This is a genomic window from Gorillibacterium terrae (assembly GCF_051594785.1).
GTDB lineage: Bacteria > Bacillota > Bacilli > Paenibacillales > NBRC-103111 > Gorillibacterium.
In genome coordinates this window covers 2,092,162-2,108,340 of sequence record NZ_JBPPGI010000001.1, presented here as the reverse complement: position 1 = coordinate 2,108,340, position 16,179 = coordinate 2,092,162, and the positions used below count along the sequence as shown (strand labels likewise).

Below are 16,179 nucleotides of genomic sequence, written 5' to 3'. Positions count from 1 at the left end.
GGAGATCGCGGATTAAGATCACGGATTGAAGTTGAATCAGAAGCGCATGCCAGTCGGATCGGGCGGAAAGGAAGACATAAACGTGGCGAAACCATCCTTGCAGGAACAATTGGCCAAGAAAATCATGATACTCGATGGGGCGATGGGCACCATGATTCAGCGGGAGCCCCTGACCGCCGCCGATTTCGGCGGCGAAGAGCTGGAGGGCTGCAACGAAATGCTCGTGCTGACCCGCCCGGATGTCATCTCCCGTATTCACGGGGCCTATCTGGAGGCCGGGTCCGATATCCTGGAGACGAATACCTTCGGCGCGACCAGCGTCGTGCTGGCGGAGTACGGGCTGGAGGATCGGGCCGATGAGATCAATCGGGTCGCCGCCCGTCTGGCCGTAGAGGCCGCTGCCCGCTACAGCACGCCCGAATGGCCGAGGTACGTGGCCGGAGCGCTCGGGCCGACGACCAAGACGCTGTCCGTCACCGGCGGAGTGACTTTTGAGCAGTTGGAAGCGAGCTACCGCGAACAGGCGCTGGCGCTGATCGAGAGCGGTGTGGATGCGCTGCTCATCGAGACCTCGCAGGATACGCTTAACGTCAAGGCGGCGAGCATCGCCGTCCGCCGGGCCATGGAAGAGACGGGCCGCCGGGTTCCGATCATGATCTCGGGCACCATCGAGCCGATGGGCACGACCCTGGCCGGCCAGTCCATCGAGTCCTTTTATATTTCGCTGGAGCATCTGAATCCGGTCTCCATCGGGCTGAACTGCGCCACCGGACCGGAATTCATGCGCGACCATATCCGTACGCTGGCCCAGATTTCCCGGGCGGCGATCAGTTGCTACCCGAACGCCGGCCTGCCCGACGAAGACGGACATTACCACGAATCGCCGGATTCGCTCGCCAAGAAGATGGCCGGCTTCGCGGAGCAGGGCTGGCTGAACGTGGCCGGGGGCTGCTGCGGCACGACGCCGGACCACATTCGCGCGCTCGCCGAGACCCTGAGCGCTTACCCGCCGCGGCAGGCGGAAGGCGGGCACGCTCCCGCCGTCTCCGGCATCGACACGGTTTACATTGAGCCGGAAGGCCGCCCGTACATGGTGGGCGAACGGACGAATGTGCTCGGCTCCCGGAAGTTCAAGCGGTTGATCGCGGACGGCAAATACGAGGAAGCCTCGGAAATCGCCCGAGCCCAAGTCAAGAAGGGCGCTCATGTCATCGACGTCTGCCTGCAGGACCCTGACCGCGACGAAGCGGCGGACATGGAGCAGTTCCTGCGCCTTGTGGTGAAGAAGGTCAAGGTTCCGCTGATGATCGACACCACCGACCCCAAGGTGCTGGAGCTGGCTCTGACCTACACGCAGGGGAAATCGATCATCAACTCGATTAACCTGGAGGAAGGCGAGGAGAAATTCGCCCGGGTGACTCCGCTCATCCACCGCTTCGGAGCGGCCGTTGTCGTCGGTACCATCGACGAGCGCGGGCAGGCGATCACCGCCCAGGATAAGCTGGAGGTTGCGCTCCGCTCACGCGAGCTGCTCGTGAACAAGTACGGACTGAAGGACGAGAACCTGATCTTCGATCCGCTCGTGTTTCCTGTCGGCACGGGGGATCAGCAGTATATCGGCTCGGCGGGCGAAACCATCGAGGGCATTCGGCTAATCAAGGAAGCGCTGCCCGGCTGCCAGACGATTCTCGGCCTGAGCAACGTCTCGTTCGGCCTGCCGGAAGCGGGGCGCGAGGTGCTGAACGCCGTGTTCCTCTACCACTGCACCAAAGCAGGCCTCGATTATGCGATCGTCAACACCGAGAAGCTGCAGCGGTACGCCTCCATACCCGAGGAAGAGCGGCAGCTGGCGGAGGACCTCATTTTCCGCACAGGCGACGAGACGCTGGCCCGCTTCGTGGCTGCCTTCCGCGAGAAGAAGGTCGTTCGTGAGGTACAGGTATCTAACCTGACGCTGGAGGAGCGGCTCGCCGGTTACATCGTCGAAGGCTCGAAGGACGGCCTCACCGCCGATCTCGACGAAGCGCTCGTCAAGTATGCTCCGCTCGACATCATCAACGGGCCCTTGATGAAGGGGATGGAGGAGGTCGGCCGGCTGTTCAACAACAACGAGCTGATCGTGGCGGAGGTGCTGCAAAGCGCCGAGGTGATGAAAGCCTCCGTGTCGTACCTGGAGCCCTATTTGGAGAAAAAAGACAGCGCCGTCAAGGGCAAGGTCCTGCTTGCCACCGTCAAAGGCGATGTGCATGACATCGGCAAAAACCTGGTGGAAATCATCCTCGCCAACAACGGCTACAAGATAATCAACCTGGGCATCAAGGTGCCGCCGGAGCAGATCATCGAAGCCTTTAACCGCGAACGTCCGGATGTAATCGGCCTGTCCGGGTTGCTCGTCAAATCCGCCCAGCAGATGGTGGTGACGGCGCAAGACCTGCAGCATGCCGGCATCGATGCGCCGATTATGGTGGGCGGCGCCGCGCTGACGCGCAAATTCACGAAGACGCGCATTCAGCCGGAGTACGACGGCGCGGTGCTCTATGCAAAGGACGCGATGGAAGGGCTCGATCTGGCGAACCGCCTCACCGATCCGGAGAAGCGGGAGCTGATCATTCAAGAGCTGCGGGAGGCGAAGGCTTCTTATGTGCAGGAATCCGGACGCAAGAGCCCGGACGGTCCCGCGCTGACCCGCGCCCGCAACACGACCATTGACCGGACCGTTCCGGTCTTCGTTCCGCCGGATACGGAACGGCACATCCTGCGCAATTACCCGCTGCCGTATCTCATCCCCTATGTGAACTGGGAGATGCTGCTCGGCAAGCACCTCGGGCTGCGCGGCTCGGTAGAGAAGCTGCTCAAGGAAGGCGATACCAAAGCGGTGCAGCTTAAGGAAACCGTCGACCGGCTGCTGGCCGAGGCGGAGCAAGAGGGCTTGATCAAGCCGCATGCGATCTACCGGTTCTTCCCGGCGCAAGGGGACGGCAACGATATTCTCGTCTACGATCCCGAGGACCCTACCCGGGTGCTGGAGCGATTTTCTTTTCCGCGCCAGGAGGTCGAACCCTATCTGTGCCTGTCGGACTATCTCAAATCCGTCGACAGCGGCGAGATGGATTATGTCGGCTTCTTGACCGTAACGGCCGGACACGGCGTCCATGAGCTGTCCGAGCACTATAAGCAGAACGGCGATTACCTCCGCTCCCATGCGGTACAGGCTTGTGCGCTGGAGCTGGCCGAATCGTTCGCCGAGCGTGTGCATCAGATCATGCGCGACAATTGGGGCTTCCCCGACCCGGCCGAGATGACGATGAAGCAGCGGCATGGCGCGCGCTATCAGGGCATCCGCGTGTCCTTCGGCTACCCGGCCTGTCCGAATCTGGAAGACCAGGAGCTGCTGTTCAGGCTGCTCGCGCCCGAAGAGATCGGCGTTCACCTGACGGAAGGATTCATGATGGACCCCGAGGCCTCCGTATCGGCGATGGTTTTTGCCCACCCGCAGGCCCACTATTTCAACGTCGAAAAGGTTTAAAGGCGGACAGAGGTGTCCATGACTGAGGATGGGCACTTTTTTCCCCTGATCGGATTATGATAAAGGAGCGACGCCAAACGAGATGGAACTGACCTTTCTCGGCACCGGGGCCGGAACCCCGACGAAATTTCGCAATGTCACCTCCTCGGTGCTTAATCTGCAAAAGGAATGCGGCGTTTCCTGGATGTTCGACTGCGGCGAAGGAACCCAGCATCAGCTGCTCCATACGCCGCTTCGGCTGAGCCGGATCACGAAGCTGTTCGTGACCCATCTGCACGGCGACCATCTGTTCGGCATTCCCGGCCTCCTGTCGACCCGCTCGAATCACGGCGCCGAGCTGCCGATTGCCGTTTACGGGCCGAAGGGGATCGCCGATTTCATTCAAACCTCACTCCGGCTGAGCGAATCGCGGATGAAATACCCCGTCACGATTACGGAAATCGCCGACGGTGTCATTTTCGAGGATGCGCATTTTGCCGTCGAGGCGGCCCGGGTCGATCATCGGATCGAATGCTTCGGCTTCCGCATCCGCGAGAAGGACCGCCCCGGCACGCTGGACGCCGCGGCGCTGAAAGCGGACGGCATCGCCGCGGGACCGCATTTTGCCGCGCTGAAGAGAGGGGAGAGGGTGACGCTGCCGGATGGCAGAGACATTGACGGATCACACTACGTCGGTCCGAACCTGCCCGGGCGCATCGTGGCGATCATCGGCGACACCCGGCCGCATCCCGCCGCCGTAAAGCTGGCGCAAGGCGCCGACCTGCTCGTGCACGAAGCGACCTTCACCAACGACCGGGCACAGATGGCGGCCGACTACGGGCATTCCACCGCCCGGCAAGCCGCGGAAATTGCCTTGCAAGCGGGGGCGCGGCGGCTGGTGATGACCCATGTGAGCGCCCGTTACCAAGGAGCGGAGGATGCGCTGCTTCAAGAGGCGCGCGAGGTATTCCCGAAATGCGACTACGCGGAGGATTTCATGACCGTTGAGGTAGAGCGGAAACGCGGGGGGCCCGCGCAGCCGAAAAATAGTTGATTCTTTACACAATTAATCATTTCCCCGGGTATAAAAATGTGGTAAGCTAAAACCTGAGTTTTTGGCAGCGAATTTCCTTGGACCGCCGACCGATCGAAAAGAAGATCGCGAAAACGGCGGGTGTGCGGCGGAAAAGCCGCAGCTAAATCGGACGTAAATGCAGATTTCGGAACAAAATCCCTCAGGTCGGCGAATTCAAGCGGGTGCTTGATTCGGGCGGACCCCGATGAGGGTAACTATAGATTGGGAAGCCGCATATGGCGGCATCTGCAACACCGGAACGCCGGGAATCGTCATATGGGGGAGTGGGAACCGGAGAGCGGGACCTGCCCTCGGCCTGCCATGGGACACAATCCGTCCCTATTGGCTGCATGACCGATGCGGTTAAATTCCGACTATTTAGCCAATACAGATAAGAGCATATCGTGAGAGAGATCGGGGGAGGCAGCCGAGATGAAGTATATTGAAGTGGGGCAGTCAGGACCGCTCAGCGGCAGCGTGAAAGTATCGGGTTCCAAGAACAGTTCCCTCGCCCTGTTGGCCGCCGCCTGCATGGCGGACGGTCCGGTGCGGCTGAAGGGAATTCCGAATATTTTGGACTTTCGTTACATTGAGGAAATTGTGACCGGCATCGGCATTTCGATGGTCCGCGAGCCCAACCGGGACGTCGTAATCGACCCCTCCCGGATGACCTCCAGCGACCTCAATCGCGAGAAGACCTCCTCGTACCGGGCTTCCTATTATTTCGTGGGAGCTCTGCTCGGCAAGATGGGCAAGGTGACGATCGGGTATCCCGGCGGCGACAATTTTGTATCGCGGCCCATCGACCAGCATATCAAAGCGCTTGAGGCGCTCGGCGCCAAGTTTACCTTTTGCGAAGGATATTACACCGTAGAAGCGAAACGGCTGCAAGGGGCCGTGATCTATTTCGATACGATCACCATGGGCGCTACGATCAATGCGCTGCTTGCCGCTTCGTGCGCCGAAGGCGTGACCGAACTGCGCAATGCCGCCAAAGACCCGGAAGTCGTCGATACGGCCAATCTGCTGAACCAGATGGGTGCCAGGATCTATGGAGCCGGGACGGATACGGTTCGCATCGAGGGCGTCAAGCATCTGAGCGCCGTGGAATACACCGTCATTCCCGATCGTCTGATCGCCGGGGCTTTCCTGATGTCGGCCGGCCTTACACGCGGAACGGTGACGGTGGAGGATGTCATCCCCGAGCATCTCGGCAGCGCCATCGCCAAGATGAAGGAGATCGGGTTGGAGATCGAGGTGCGCGACAGCAGCATCACCGCTTACGGCGACGTGAGGCTGCATGCGGCAAGGGTGCGCACCGGCATGTATCCGGCGTTCGCCACCGACCTTCAGCAGCCGATCACCGCTTTGCTGCTCATGGCGCAGGGCCGCAGCATCGTCACCGAGAAGGTATATCCGGAGCGGTTCAGCCATGTGCCGCAACTGCGGAAGATGGGGGCGCGCATCGACGTGCGCCGCGGTTCCGCCTTTATCACCGGAGGAGCGCCGCTCGTCGGCACCCTCGTCCATGCATCCGATGTGCGGGCGGGAACCTCGCTTATCATGGCCGGTCTGGTCGCCGAAGGCAAGACGCTGATCGCCGGTACGGAGCACATTGAGCGCGGTTACGAGGATGTCATCAGCTTGTTCAACCAGCTCGGCGCCGGTCTTCGCTACACGGAAGATCTCTTCCAGACGGAAAGCCCGGTCGCTGCCGTTTCGTCCATCGCGGTTGCGGGGATCTAAAGCTGAACTCTTGATAAACGGACCATCAGAAGAGCATAAGGGGAATCGGAGTAACGGCCGATTCCTTTTTTAGTAGCCGGAAAGGGGAATTCGCATGGACCAAACGGCGGGTATGGCAACGGTTCCCGACTTGCAGAGCGAAGCATTGGGGCGGGCGGGCTTCAAGAACGTTCTCGTGGTGAGCCGGGGAGAGGAGCTCTTTCAATGGAGCGACCGCAGGCGGGATACGGTCAAGGCGGTGTATTCAATCACGAAAAGCGTGCTGTCGGCTCTGGTCGGCATCGCCCTCGACCGCGGGCTGCTGACGGGCGTGGACCAGCCGCTGGCGGCCTTCTTCCCCGAATGGGCGGAGGGAGAGCCGCAGCGGGAGGCGGTCACCCTGGAGCATCTGCTGACCATGACGGCGGGCTTCGATTGGCCGGACTTCGACAAGCCGTATTGGGAGATGAAGCGGCAGCCCGATTGGGCCGCTTATGTCCTGAACCGGTCTTTTGCCCAAGAGCCGGGCCACGCCTTCGCTTACAACTCCGGCGGTTCGCATCTGCTTGCGGCCGTGCTGACCCGGGTGGTGGACGGCGATCTCTTGGAATTTGCCCGGGAAGCGCTGTTTGCGCCGCTCGGAATTCATCCGCCTGCCTGGAGAGAGAATGGCGGAATCCGAGAGGGCGGTGCCGGTCTGTTCCTGAGCGCGGCAGAGCTGGCCCGTTTCGGCCGGCTGTATCTGCAGGAGGGGGAATGGGAAGGCAAGCGGCTCATCTCCGCCGAATGGGTGCGGGAGTCGATCTGCGTCCGGCATAAGGGGCTCGCGCTGTACGAGCCGCCGATTTATGCGTCATACGGGTATCATTGGTGGGTATCGCCGAGCGAGCAGAACGGGCTCTGCGATTACTATTTTGCCTTCGGCTATGGGGGGCAATATCTGTTTGTCGTGCCCAAGCTGCACCTGACGGCGGTCGTTCGCAAGAGCTTAAAGGGCCGAAGCGATGCGATCCGGTCGAAGGAGCTGTTTCACCGGGCGATTCTGGAGCCGATGCTGGGGAGAGGGAAATAAATCTTTTCCCGGGGAATCGCAGGAATTGACAGCCGGTCGATCCCTGTCTGATTGGGGCTATAAGACGGACACATAAAGATTGTCCTTCACGTAGAACCTCCAAGGATAGTCCCGGGCTTCCTCGGCGTAGTCGATGCCGACCCGCTTCGCCGTAACGACGGAAACCGGCTCCGTATCCGTATCCCCGTCCTCCACATAGAGTCGGCTTCCGCATAAGTCTTCCGCGTTGAGGCTTCTATCGATCGCCAGTGCCTTGCAGAGCTTCCCCGGCCCATTCGTCAGTCCCAGTGCCTGCTTGGGAGTCAACTGACCGTACGGCTTCGCAAAGCGGTGCCCGGCCATCGGTTCCAAACCCTCAACCGGCTGAACCGCCCGGATCAGGACGGCCTCCGGCTCTTCGTTGCCGCCGGTCACGATATTGAAGCAGTGGTGCATGCCATAGATGAGGTAGACATAAGAGAAGCCAGGGGCTCCATAGATGACCTCCACCCGGGGCGTTCTTCGGCCGCCGTAAAAATGCGCGGCTTTATCCATGATTCCCCGATACGCCTCCGTCTCCACAATCTTCGCGGCAAGGCGTTTCCCTTCGATTTCGTGGACAAGCACCTTGCCCAGAAGCTCTTTGGCTACGAGTAAGGCATCCCGGCTGTAAAAGTCCCTCTCCAACTTCCGCATGGAACGGTCGCTCCTCTCTAGATGAAACGTTGTCCGGTCTCCGGTTTATCTCCTATTGTAAGCCATGGCCGGGGGATTCCAAAGGAAAACGGCGGTTTGGACAGAAAACGTCCAAACTGCCGTTTTGTTGCCGTGCCAGCCGTTGGCCCGGTCACTCTTCGCCTACGGCCCGCTGCGCCAGCTTTTGCTGCATGGCGAACTGGGTGTAATACAGATTGGCGTAGATGCCGCGATGCCGGAGCAATTCCTCGTGATTGCCGCTCTCCGCGATCTCGCCGTCCCGGATGACGAGAATTTTGTCGGCGCTGCGGATGGTGGAGAGGCGGTGGGCGATGATGAAGGACGTGCGTCCTTCCAGCAAGGTGTCCAGCGCTTCCTGAATGTGCTGCTCGGTCTCGGTGTCGACGCTGGAGGTCGCTTCGTCGAGAATCAGGATGCGCGGGTCGGCCAGCAGGACCCGGCCGAAGGCGAGCAGCTGGCGCTGGCCGACGGACAGCTTGGAGCCGCGTTCCTCGACCTGCGTCTGATAGCCCTCGGGAAAGCGCTCGGCGATCCGGTCGACGCGGACGCTGGCGGCGGCTCGGCGCAGCTCTTCGTCGGTGGCGTCCTTTTTGCCGTAACGGAGGTTCTCCTCAATCGTTCCGGAGAAGATGAAGGAGTCCTGAAGGACGATCCCCAACTGGCTGCGCAGGGAGGGAAGAGAGACCTCCTTCAGGTCGATGCCGTCGATCAGCACCCGCCCTTCGCTCGGGTCGTAGAACCGCATCAGCAGGTTGACGATCGTGCTCTTGCCCGCTCCGGTCGGCCCGACAATGGCGATCCGCTGCCCCGGGCTTACCTCAAAGTTCAAGCCCTTGATGACATCCGGCTTGTTCGCTTCATAGCGGAACTTGACGTTGTCGAAGACAACCCGCCCCTCAATCGGCGGCATGTCGGGCGCGTTCACGCGGTCCTGAATCTCCGGCTCGGTGTCGAGAATCTCGAAGATTCGCTCGGCGGAGGCCATGGCGGAGAGCAGCTGGCTGTAGACCTTGGAGAGCGCCGACAGCGGCCCCCAGAAGCGCCAGAGGTAGTTGATGAAGGCGACGATGAAGCCGACGGTCAGTTCGCCGGAGATGACCCGGCTGGAGCCGTACCAGAGCACGATGACGGTGCCGAGCATGCCGATCAGCTCGACCAGCGGCCAAACGGTGAGCTCCAGGCTGATGGCTCGCATGAAAGCGCCGCGGTTGCGGTTGTTGATGTCGGTGAACTTGCCCTCGTTGATCTTGGACCGCGAAAAGGCTTGAATGACCCGAACGCCCTGAATCGTCTCGTTCAGGTTGCCGTTGATGGCGGACATCGTCTTGCGCGAGCGGGTCCAGGCGTTCTCGATCCGGGTGCGGAAGCCGGTGACCAGGAGCACCAGGAAGGGCAGGACGGTGAAGGCCATGAGCGCCAGCTTCCAGTCCCAGTAGAGCAGGATGACGACGATGCCGACCAGATGCGTCAGCTCCATGATGATCGTCACCAGACCGCCGTTGATCAATTCGCCGATGGCCCCCGTATCGTTGGTCACCCGGGACATGATTTTCCCGGCGGGCCGGCCGTCGAAGAAGCGGAACGACAAGGTCTGCAGGTGGTCGAAGAGCTGCCGACGGATTTCATAGAGAATCCGCTGGCCGGTGTAGTTGACCCGGCGGATCTGAATCCGCTGCAGGAAGAACGAGACGACCCGGATGGCCAGAATGGACAATGCGAAAATATGAATGACGCGCATGTTCTTCTTGACCATGCCTTCGTCGATGGCGTATCGGATCAGCATCGGCTCAAGCAGGCTGAGCAGCATGCCGGCAATGACGACGACGGCCACGACCGACAAGGTCTTCTTGTGGGGCTTCAGGTAGCCAAACATGCGAACCAGGTATTCTTTATTAAAGCCCTTCTCGGACTCTTCTTCATCGGAATCCCATTCAATCTGGCTCATGCGTTCACCTCCCGGCTGGCCGTGCTGGCTATGCTGGCGTTCGGATTTCCGGCAGGGACTCCCGGGTTCCCGACAAGCTCGGGATCGCCGGCCGCATCCTGCTGGAGGCGGTACAGGTTGCGGAAGAAGCCGTCCCGGGCCATCAGCTCCCGGTGCGTTCCCTGTTCGACAATGCGGCCGTCTTCCAGGACGATGATGCGGTCGGCCCGCTGGATGGACGAGAGCCGCTGGGCGACGATGAAGGTCGTGCGGCCCTGCATGACATCGGCTAACGCTTCATGAATGGCCGATTCGGTGGCGGTATCGACGCTCGCCGTCGCTTCGTCGAGCACGAGGATCGGCGGATTGAGCAGCACGGCGCGGGCGAGGGCGACGCGCTGGCGCTGGCCGCCGGAGAGGCCGACGCCCCGCTCGCCGATGATCGTGTCGTAGCCGTTCGGCATCGTCAGGATGAAGTCGTGGATCTGCGCGCGGCGCGCGGCTTCCTCGATCTCTTCCTGAGAGGCGTCCGGACAGCCGAAGGCGATGTTCTCGCGGATAGTGGCGGAGAAGAGGAAGGTCTCCTGCGGCACGATGCCGATGGATTTTCTCAGCTCCTCCAGGTTATAGTCGCGGACATCGACGCCGTCGATGGCGACGGAGCCCTCCGTGACGTCGTAGAAGCGAGCCAGCATCTGGATGAGCGAGCTCTTGCCCGATCCGGTTCCGCCGAGTACGGCGATCGCTTCGCCCGCTCTGACGTTCAGGTTGACGGAATCGAGCACAGCCTTGGCCTGCGCTTCCGGCTCCGGGGACGATGTCGCCAAGGACTCGCCTTCCGGATCGGCTCCCGGGAACGTCGCATCCGGGTCCTTGCGCAAAGCGTAGCGGAAGCTCACGTTCCGGAACTCCACGTTGCCCTTGATCGCCGCTGCGGAGCGTCCTCCGTCCTGCGGAGATTCCACCTCGACCGGTGTGTCGAGAATTTCGAACACGCGCGGCGCGGCCTTGAAGGCCTGCTGCATGACGTTGATGATCCAGCCCATCATATTGAGCGGCCAGATGAGACCCCAGGCGTACCATTGAAACGCCGTCAGGGTGCCGATGGACATCTCGCCGCGGACCACGTAAATGCCGCCGACCCAGTTCATCAGAAGAAACACGGCGCCGCCGAACAAGTTCATCACCGGGAAGGAGTTCGCTTCGAGCTTGGCGCGGTTCATGTTGGTCTCGAAGTTGTCCTCGTTGCGGGAACCGAACTTCTTGCGCTCCAGCTTCTCCTGGGCGAACGCCTTGACCACGCGGATGCCGGCGATGTTCTCCTGCAGGGTGGCCGTCAGCTTGCCCATCTGCTCGCGGATATCGCCCCAGGCGGGACCGACCTTCTTGTTAAATTGGTACAGAACCGCGATGAGCAGCGGAACCGTAACCATGCTGATCAGCGTCACCTTCCAGTTGAGCAGCATCATGACCACGATGGTGCCGACGAAGGTGAGCATGCCGAGGACGAGATTGATGAAGCCGAAGGAGATGAAATTCTTGATCGAATCGATATCGCCGGTCATCCGCGACATGATCTGCCCGGTCTGGGCCTTGTCGTAATACGAGAAGGACAGCTTTTGCAGATGGGCGTACAGCTTTTGACGCATGTCAAAAATGACGTTCTGGCCGACCAGCTCCTGGGTGTAGCCTTGCAGGTAGCTGATTACCGTCTTCATTAATTGTCCGCCTGCCAGGAGCAAGCAGAAGAAAATGACGACCTTCATGCTGCCCTGCTTGATCCCGTTGTCCACGGCAAGCTGCAGGAACCACGGCGAGATCAGGTCGAACGAAACGCCGAGCGTCATCAGCACCAAGGCAAACAGAGCTCGGCCCGCATACGGTTTGACGTAACCGAAGAGGCGCGAATACAGCTTCATGTGGGTCTCCCCCCTTTTTCTTTCTGTTTGTAAGCGAATTCTCTTCAAGCTCAAAGGCATCTTATCATTCCGCTTCGAACGGGGGCAACAGAAAAAACAATAAAAGAAAAAATACCCGCGTTCCCCGATTTTTCGGTTGCCGGGCGAACGTACATTCTGTAAACTGGAGGGGATACCCGAAAAGGGAATGAAGAGGGAAGGCGGCATCCAGCCATGAACCCACTCACCGGCAAAGCGGCGAATATCGCCGAAATGATCGAGACCATCCGCAATACGCCGGAGATCATGAGTCAAGTTACCCACTGGCGGACGATTCCGCCCAAAGCGCCGCGGTACGCCGAGTTTCCGGAAGCGCTCGATCCGGGCATCGCCCAGGTGCTGAGGGGGCGGGGTGTGACCGCCTTATATACGCATCAAGCGTCGGCCTTCGAGGCCGCCGCGCGGGGAGAGCATGTCGTAGCCGTGACGCCGACCGCCTCCGGCAAGACGATGTGCTACAACCTGCCCGTGCTAAATACGGTTCTGAAGGACCCGGAAGCCCGGGCGCTGTATTTGTTCCCGACCAAGGCGCTGGCCCAGGACCAGGTGGCCGAGCTGCTCGAGGTGGTCAACGCGCTCGGCGCGGATATCAAGGCGCACACCTACGACGGCGATACGGCTCCGACGGTGCGGACAGCGATCCGCAATGCCGGGCACATCGTCGTGACCAACCCGGACATGCTGCACTCGGCCATCCTGCCGCATCACACGAAGTGGGTGAAGCTGTTCGAGAATCTCCGCTTCATTGTCATCGACGAGCTGCACTCGTACCGGGGCGTATTCGGCAGCCACGTGGCCAACGTCGTCCGCCGGCTCTTGCGGATCTGCCGGTTCTACGGATCGTCGCCGCAGTTCATCTGCGCCTCGGCGACCATCGAGAACCCCAAGGAGCACGCCGAGCGGCTGACGGGCTGCCCGATGACGCTGGTGGACAACAATGGCGCTCCGACCGGCGAGAAGCATTTTGTCTTCTATAATCCGCCGGTCGTCAACCCGCAGCTCGGCATCCGCAAGAGCAGCGTGCTGGAGACGCGCAAGATCGCCGGCTCGCTCCTGAAGAACGGCGTGCAGACCATCGTCTTCGCCCGCAGCCGCGTGCGCATGGAGATCCTGCTCACCTACCTGCAGGATCTGATCAAGCACGAGCTTGGCCCGAAGACGATCCGCGGCTACCGCGGAGGCTACCTGCCGAAGGAGCGGCGCGAGATCGAGCGCGGGCTGCGCAACGGCGAGATTCAGGGCGTCGTCAGCACGAACGCGCTCGAGTTGGGCATCGACATCGGCCAGCTTCAGGCCTGCGTGCTGAACGGCTACCCGGGCTCGATCGCCAGCACCTGGCAGCAGTCGGGGCGGGCCGGACGGCGGCAGGAAAGCTCGATCACCTTCCTCGTGGCGAGCAGCAACCCGCTCGATCAGTACGTGATCGAGCATCCGGACTTTTTCTTCAACAACCCGCCGGAGCGGGCCCTGATCCATCCGGAGAACCTGATTATTCTGGTGGACCACGTAAAATGCGCTGCGTACGAGCTGCCCTTCGAGGAGGGAGAGACGTTCGGCGGCGAATCGCTGTCCGACATCCTCGAATTCCTGACCGACGAGAAGGTGCTGCACCGGGTGCGCGGCCGCTGGTACTGGATGGAGCAGTCTTTTCCCGCCCACGACATCTCGCTGCGCTCGGCCGCCCAGGAGAACTTCATCATCATCGACACGACGAACGGCAGCCGGGTGCTCGGCGAGGTCGACCGGTTCGGCGCGCCGACGCTTATCCACGAAGAGGCGATCTACATCCACGAGGGCGTCCAGTATCAGGTGGAGAAGCTCGATTGGGAGGAGAAGAAGGCGTATGTCCGGGAGGTGAGCGTGGACTACTTCACGGATGCCTCGCTTGCGGTGCAGCTCAAGGTGCTGCATGTCATGCGCGAGGAAGAGATTGGCGGCATCGAGCGCCAGTACGGCGAGGTCACGGTCAACGCCAAGCCGACGATCTTCAAGAAGCTTCGCCTGCGTACGCATGAGAACATCGGCTCCGGCCCGATCCATCTGCCCGAAGAGGAGCTGCATACCAGCTCCTACTGGATCACCCTGGGCGAGGAGCTGACCGCGAGCATGAGCCCGAACGATGTGCAGTCGGCGCTGCTCGGTCTGTCCAACGTCCTCGTCCATATCGCCCCCCTGTACCTGATGTGCGATCCGCAGGACATTCGGGTGGTCGCCCAGGTCCGGGCGGTCCATAACAAGCTGCCGACGCTGTTCTTCTACGACCGGTATCCCGGCGGTGTGGGGCTCAGCGAGCGGTTGTACGAGGTGCACGGCACTCTGCTGAGGCAGGCGGAGGAGCTGATCTCCCGCTGCGGCTGCCTCAGCGGTTGCCCGGCCTGCGTTGGGCCGATCGAGGAGGTCGGCCTGCTCGGCAAGCAGCAGGCGCTGAAGCTGCTCCGCCGCATGGCGGGCGAGGAACGGCCATGAGCAGCCTGCGCGAGCGGCTGAACCGGCTGAAGGGCGCGGGCGGCAAAGGAGCCGAGGGAACGGCCGAATTGTCGGCGGACGAGCGATCCGCCGCGCGCTCGTCGCTTGACGGCGAGGAGCCGGCTTCGGCCGGAGAGAGCGCGGAGCGTTCCATCGAAGAAGCGGAAGGCCGCGGGCAAGGTGATCGTGGCATAGAAGACAGCAGGATAAGGGATAGCGGGCGGCGAGGCGGCGGGAATGCCGATAGCGCCGATGCTGCGGCGGGAAATTCCGCTCTTCCGCCCGACGCTGCGGATTGGGCCAGGCTGTCTGCGGAATGGGTGGAGACGGAGGCGGGACCGTTCATCCGCAGAACCACGGTGTATCCGCTGAGCCACGGCCACGGAGACCATCGGTTGACAGCGCTTGAAGCTAGGCTCTCCGGGCTTAACGCTTTCGGGGAGCCGGTTGCCGAGGGGCCGGAATCGCTGCTGTTCTTCGACACGGAGACGACCGGACTCGGCCAGGGAGCGGGCAACGTTCCGTTTATGATCGGGCTCGGTTTCTACCGGGAAGCAGAGTTCGTCATCGAGCAGTTGTTCATCCGCAATCCGGCGGAGGAGCTGGCGATGCTCGTCTACTTGAACGGGAAGCTGACCGAGCACACCCATCTGGTGTCCTACAACGGCAAATCGTTCGACTGGCCGCTCGTCCTGAACCGCTTCGTGATGAACCGGATGCGGCCGGGGCGGATTCCGGCGGTCCATCTCGATTTTCTTCATCCCTCCCGCAGTCTGTGGAAGCATACGCTGCCTTCCTGCAAGCTCGGCAAGGTGGAGGAGGAGCGGCTCGGTTTCCATCGGGTGGAGGATGTGCCCGGTTCGCTGGCGCCAACGCTGTACTTCCGGTATTTGGCCGAGCAGGATCCGGAGATCATGCGCGGGGTGTTCGTCCATAACGAATGGGACCTGCTGTCGTTGGCGGGGCTTGCGATTCATTTCGGCGGGCTTCTGCAAGGCGGACTGCCGCATGCGGATACCGTGGCGGAGGAAGAATACCGGCTCGGGCTGTGGCTGGCCAAGATGGGCAAGCTCGCCCTCGCCGAGGAAGCCTTTGAACGGCTGCTCGCCCGGCCTCCCGAGGAAAGCGGGGACTATTGGCACCCGCTTGGCCTCTATTATAAGAAGCAGGGAAAGCTGGACAAAGCGGCGGAGCTGTGGCGAAAAGCGGTGGGAGAGCAGGGCGACAAGGCTTGGACGCCGGTGGAAGCCTTCGTGGAGCTGTCGATGTACCATGAGCACGCGCTTAAAGAGTACTGTACCGCGTTGGCTTACGTAACGGATGCGCAGGCCGCCGCCCAGCGGCGCTTGTCGCTGTCCCGCGCATCCGACAAGCAGCGCGCCGAGCTGGCTGCCCTGGAGAAGCGGGCGGAGCGGCTGAGACGGAAAGTAGCCGCGAAGCAGTCGACAGACCCGCGCCAACGTCCTGCCGCCAAGGCCGGCCGCCCGGCTGCTCGTCCGGCAAGAAGCGGAGGAAAAGCGGCTCCCCCGTGCTATGCGGGAAGCCTGTTCGATTGAACTCTTCGGAGACCGATTCCGAGAAACCGTGCTTTAGCCATGACCGCTTAACGAAGGAACGCCTCCGGCGACGGGGCGTTTTTTTGCTATATCGACGAACAAAAGAAAGCCGGAGAAGAGAGAGGCCGTGAAGAAGCGAAGCGTAAGCCTTTGATTTGGGATGAGTTTCGTTCGGCGGCTATTTTGTAGGCGAATTCCGGTT

General features: G+C 61.4%; 9 protein-coding genes. 6 read left to right on the top strand and 3 right to left on the bottom strand.

Features of this window, described 5'->3' with window-relative positions; all coding sequences use genetic code 11:
- Positions 1 to 82: 82 nt before the first annotated feature.
- The 4 genes from metH (at position 83) to ACSEXS_RS09350 (ending at position 7,377) form a co-directional block, all read left to right on the top strand.
- A complete protein-coding gene (gene metH, locus ACSEXS_RS09365; RefSeq protein WP_438432891.1) occupies positions 83 to 3,526 on the top strand; it encodes a methionine synthase in 3,444 nt (1,147 codons plus the stop codon).
- A gap of 82 nt (positions 3,527 to 3,608) precedes the next feature.
- On the top strand, positions 3,609 to 4,559 hold the full coding sequence (gene rnz / locus ACSEXS_RS09360) for a ribonuclease Z (protein ID WP_438432890.1): 951 nt from the start codon (positions 3,609 to 3,611) through the stop codon (positions 4,557 to 4,559).
- Positions 4,560 to 5,012: 453 nt separating this feature from the next.
- Positions 5,013 to 6,326, top strand: coding sequence for a UDP-N-acetylglucosamine 1-carboxyvinyltransferase (murA, locus tag ACSEXS_RS09355; RefSeq protein WP_438432889.1), 1,314 nt, complete (start codon positions 5,013 to 5,015; stop codon positions 6,324 to 6,326).
- Between the two features lie 94 nt (positions 6,327 to 6,420).
- Positions 6,421 to 7,377 carry a serine hydrolase domain-containing protein gene (locus ACSEXS_RS09350; protein ID WP_438432888.1) on the top strand — a complete coding sequence of 319 codons (957 nt, stop codon included), beginning with the start codon at positions 6,421 to 6,423 and terminating at the stop codon, positions 7,375 to 7,377.
- A 57-nt stretch (positions 7,378 to 7,434) separates the two neighbouring features.
- Here ACSEXS_RS09350 and ACSEXS_RS09345 read toward each other — a convergent pair whose 3' ends face one another.
- The 3 genes from ACSEXS_RS09345 to ACSEXS_RS09335 all read right to left on the bottom strand — a co-directional run bounded on the left by ACSEXS_RS09345 (position 7,435) and on the right by ACSEXS_RS09335 (position 11,916).
- On the bottom strand, positions 7,435 to 8,052 hold the full coding sequence (locus ACSEXS_RS09345) for a DNA-3-methyladenine glycosylase (RefSeq protein WP_438432887.1): 618 nt from the start codon (positions 8,050 to 8,052) through the stop codon (positions 7,435 to 7,437).
- Positions 8,053 to 8,203: 151 nt separating this feature from the next.
- Positions 8,204 to 10,018 (bottom strand): ABC transporter ATP-binding protein, encoded by a 1,815-nt coding sequence (locus ACSEXS_RS09340; RefSeq protein WP_438432886.1) that lies wholly within the window; start codon positions 10,016 to 10,018, stop codon positions 8,204 to 8,206.
- Positions 10,015 to 11,916: an ABC transporter ATP-binding protein gene (locus ACSEXS_RS09335; protein ID WP_438432885.1), complete on the bottom strand. Its 1,902-nt coding sequence runs from the start codon at positions 11,914 to 11,916 to the stop codon at positions 10,015 to 10,017. Before ACSEXS_RS09335 ends, ACSEXS_RS09340 begins: the two co-directional genes overlap by 4 nt.
- Before the next feature lie 213 nt (positions 11,917 to 12,129).
- Here ACSEXS_RS09335 and ACSEXS_RS09330 point away from each other — a divergent pair, with 213 nt between their 5' ends.
- Together ACSEXS_RS09330 and ACSEXS_RS09325 are read left to right on the top strand one after the other, a co-directional pair.
- Positions 12,130 to 14,421, top strand: a complete 2,292-nt coding sequence (locus ACSEXS_RS09330) for a DEAD/DEAH box helicase (protein WP_438432884.1) — start codon at positions 12,130 to 12,132, stop codon at positions 14,419 to 14,421.
- On the top strand, positions 14,418 to 15,977 hold the full coding sequence (locus ACSEXS_RS09325; protein WP_438432883.1) for a ribonuclease H-like domain-containing protein: 1,560 nt from the start codon (positions 14,418 to 14,420) through the stop codon (positions 15,975 to 15,977). The genes ACSEXS_RS09330 and ACSEXS_RS09325 overlap by 4 nt, the downstream gene beginning before the upstream one ends.
- The last annotated feature ends 202 nt before the right edge of the window (positions 15,978 to 16,179 follow it).

Bases quoted from the DNA above. Each gene is read 5' to 3' on its own strand.
- rnz (WP_438432890.1), top strand. From the start codon at position 3,609: ATGGAACTGACCTTTCTCGGCACCGGGGCCGGAACCCCGACGAAATTT.
- murA (WP_438432889.1), top strand. From the start codon at position 5,013: ATGAAGTATATTGAAGTGGGGCAGTCAGGACCGCTCAGCGGCAGCGTG.
- ACSEXS_RS09350 (WP_438432888.1), top strand. From the start codon at position 6,421: ATGGACCAAACGGCGGGTATGGCAACGGTTCCCGACTTGCAGAGCGAA.
- ACSEXS_RS09345 (WP_438432887.1), bottom strand. From the start codon at position 8,052: ATGCGGAAGTTGGAGAGGGACTTTTACAGCCGGGATGCCTTACTCGTA.
- ACSEXS_RS09340 (WP_438432886.1), bottom strand. From the start codon at position 10,018: ATGAGCCAGATTGAATGGGATTCCGATGAAGAAGAGTCCGAGAAGGGC.
- ACSEXS_RS09335 (WP_438432885.1), bottom strand. From the start codon at position 11,916: ATGAAGCTGTATTCGCGCCTCTTCGGTTACGTCAAACCGTATGCGGGC.
- ACSEXS_RS09330 (WP_438432884.1), top strand. From the start codon at position 12,130: ATGAACCCACTCACCGGCAAAGCGGCGAATATCGCCGAAATGATCGAG.
- ACSEXS_RS09325 (WP_438432883.1), top strand. From the start codon at position 14,418: ATGAGCAGCCTGCGCGAGCGGCTGAACCGGCTGAAGGGCGCGGGCGGC.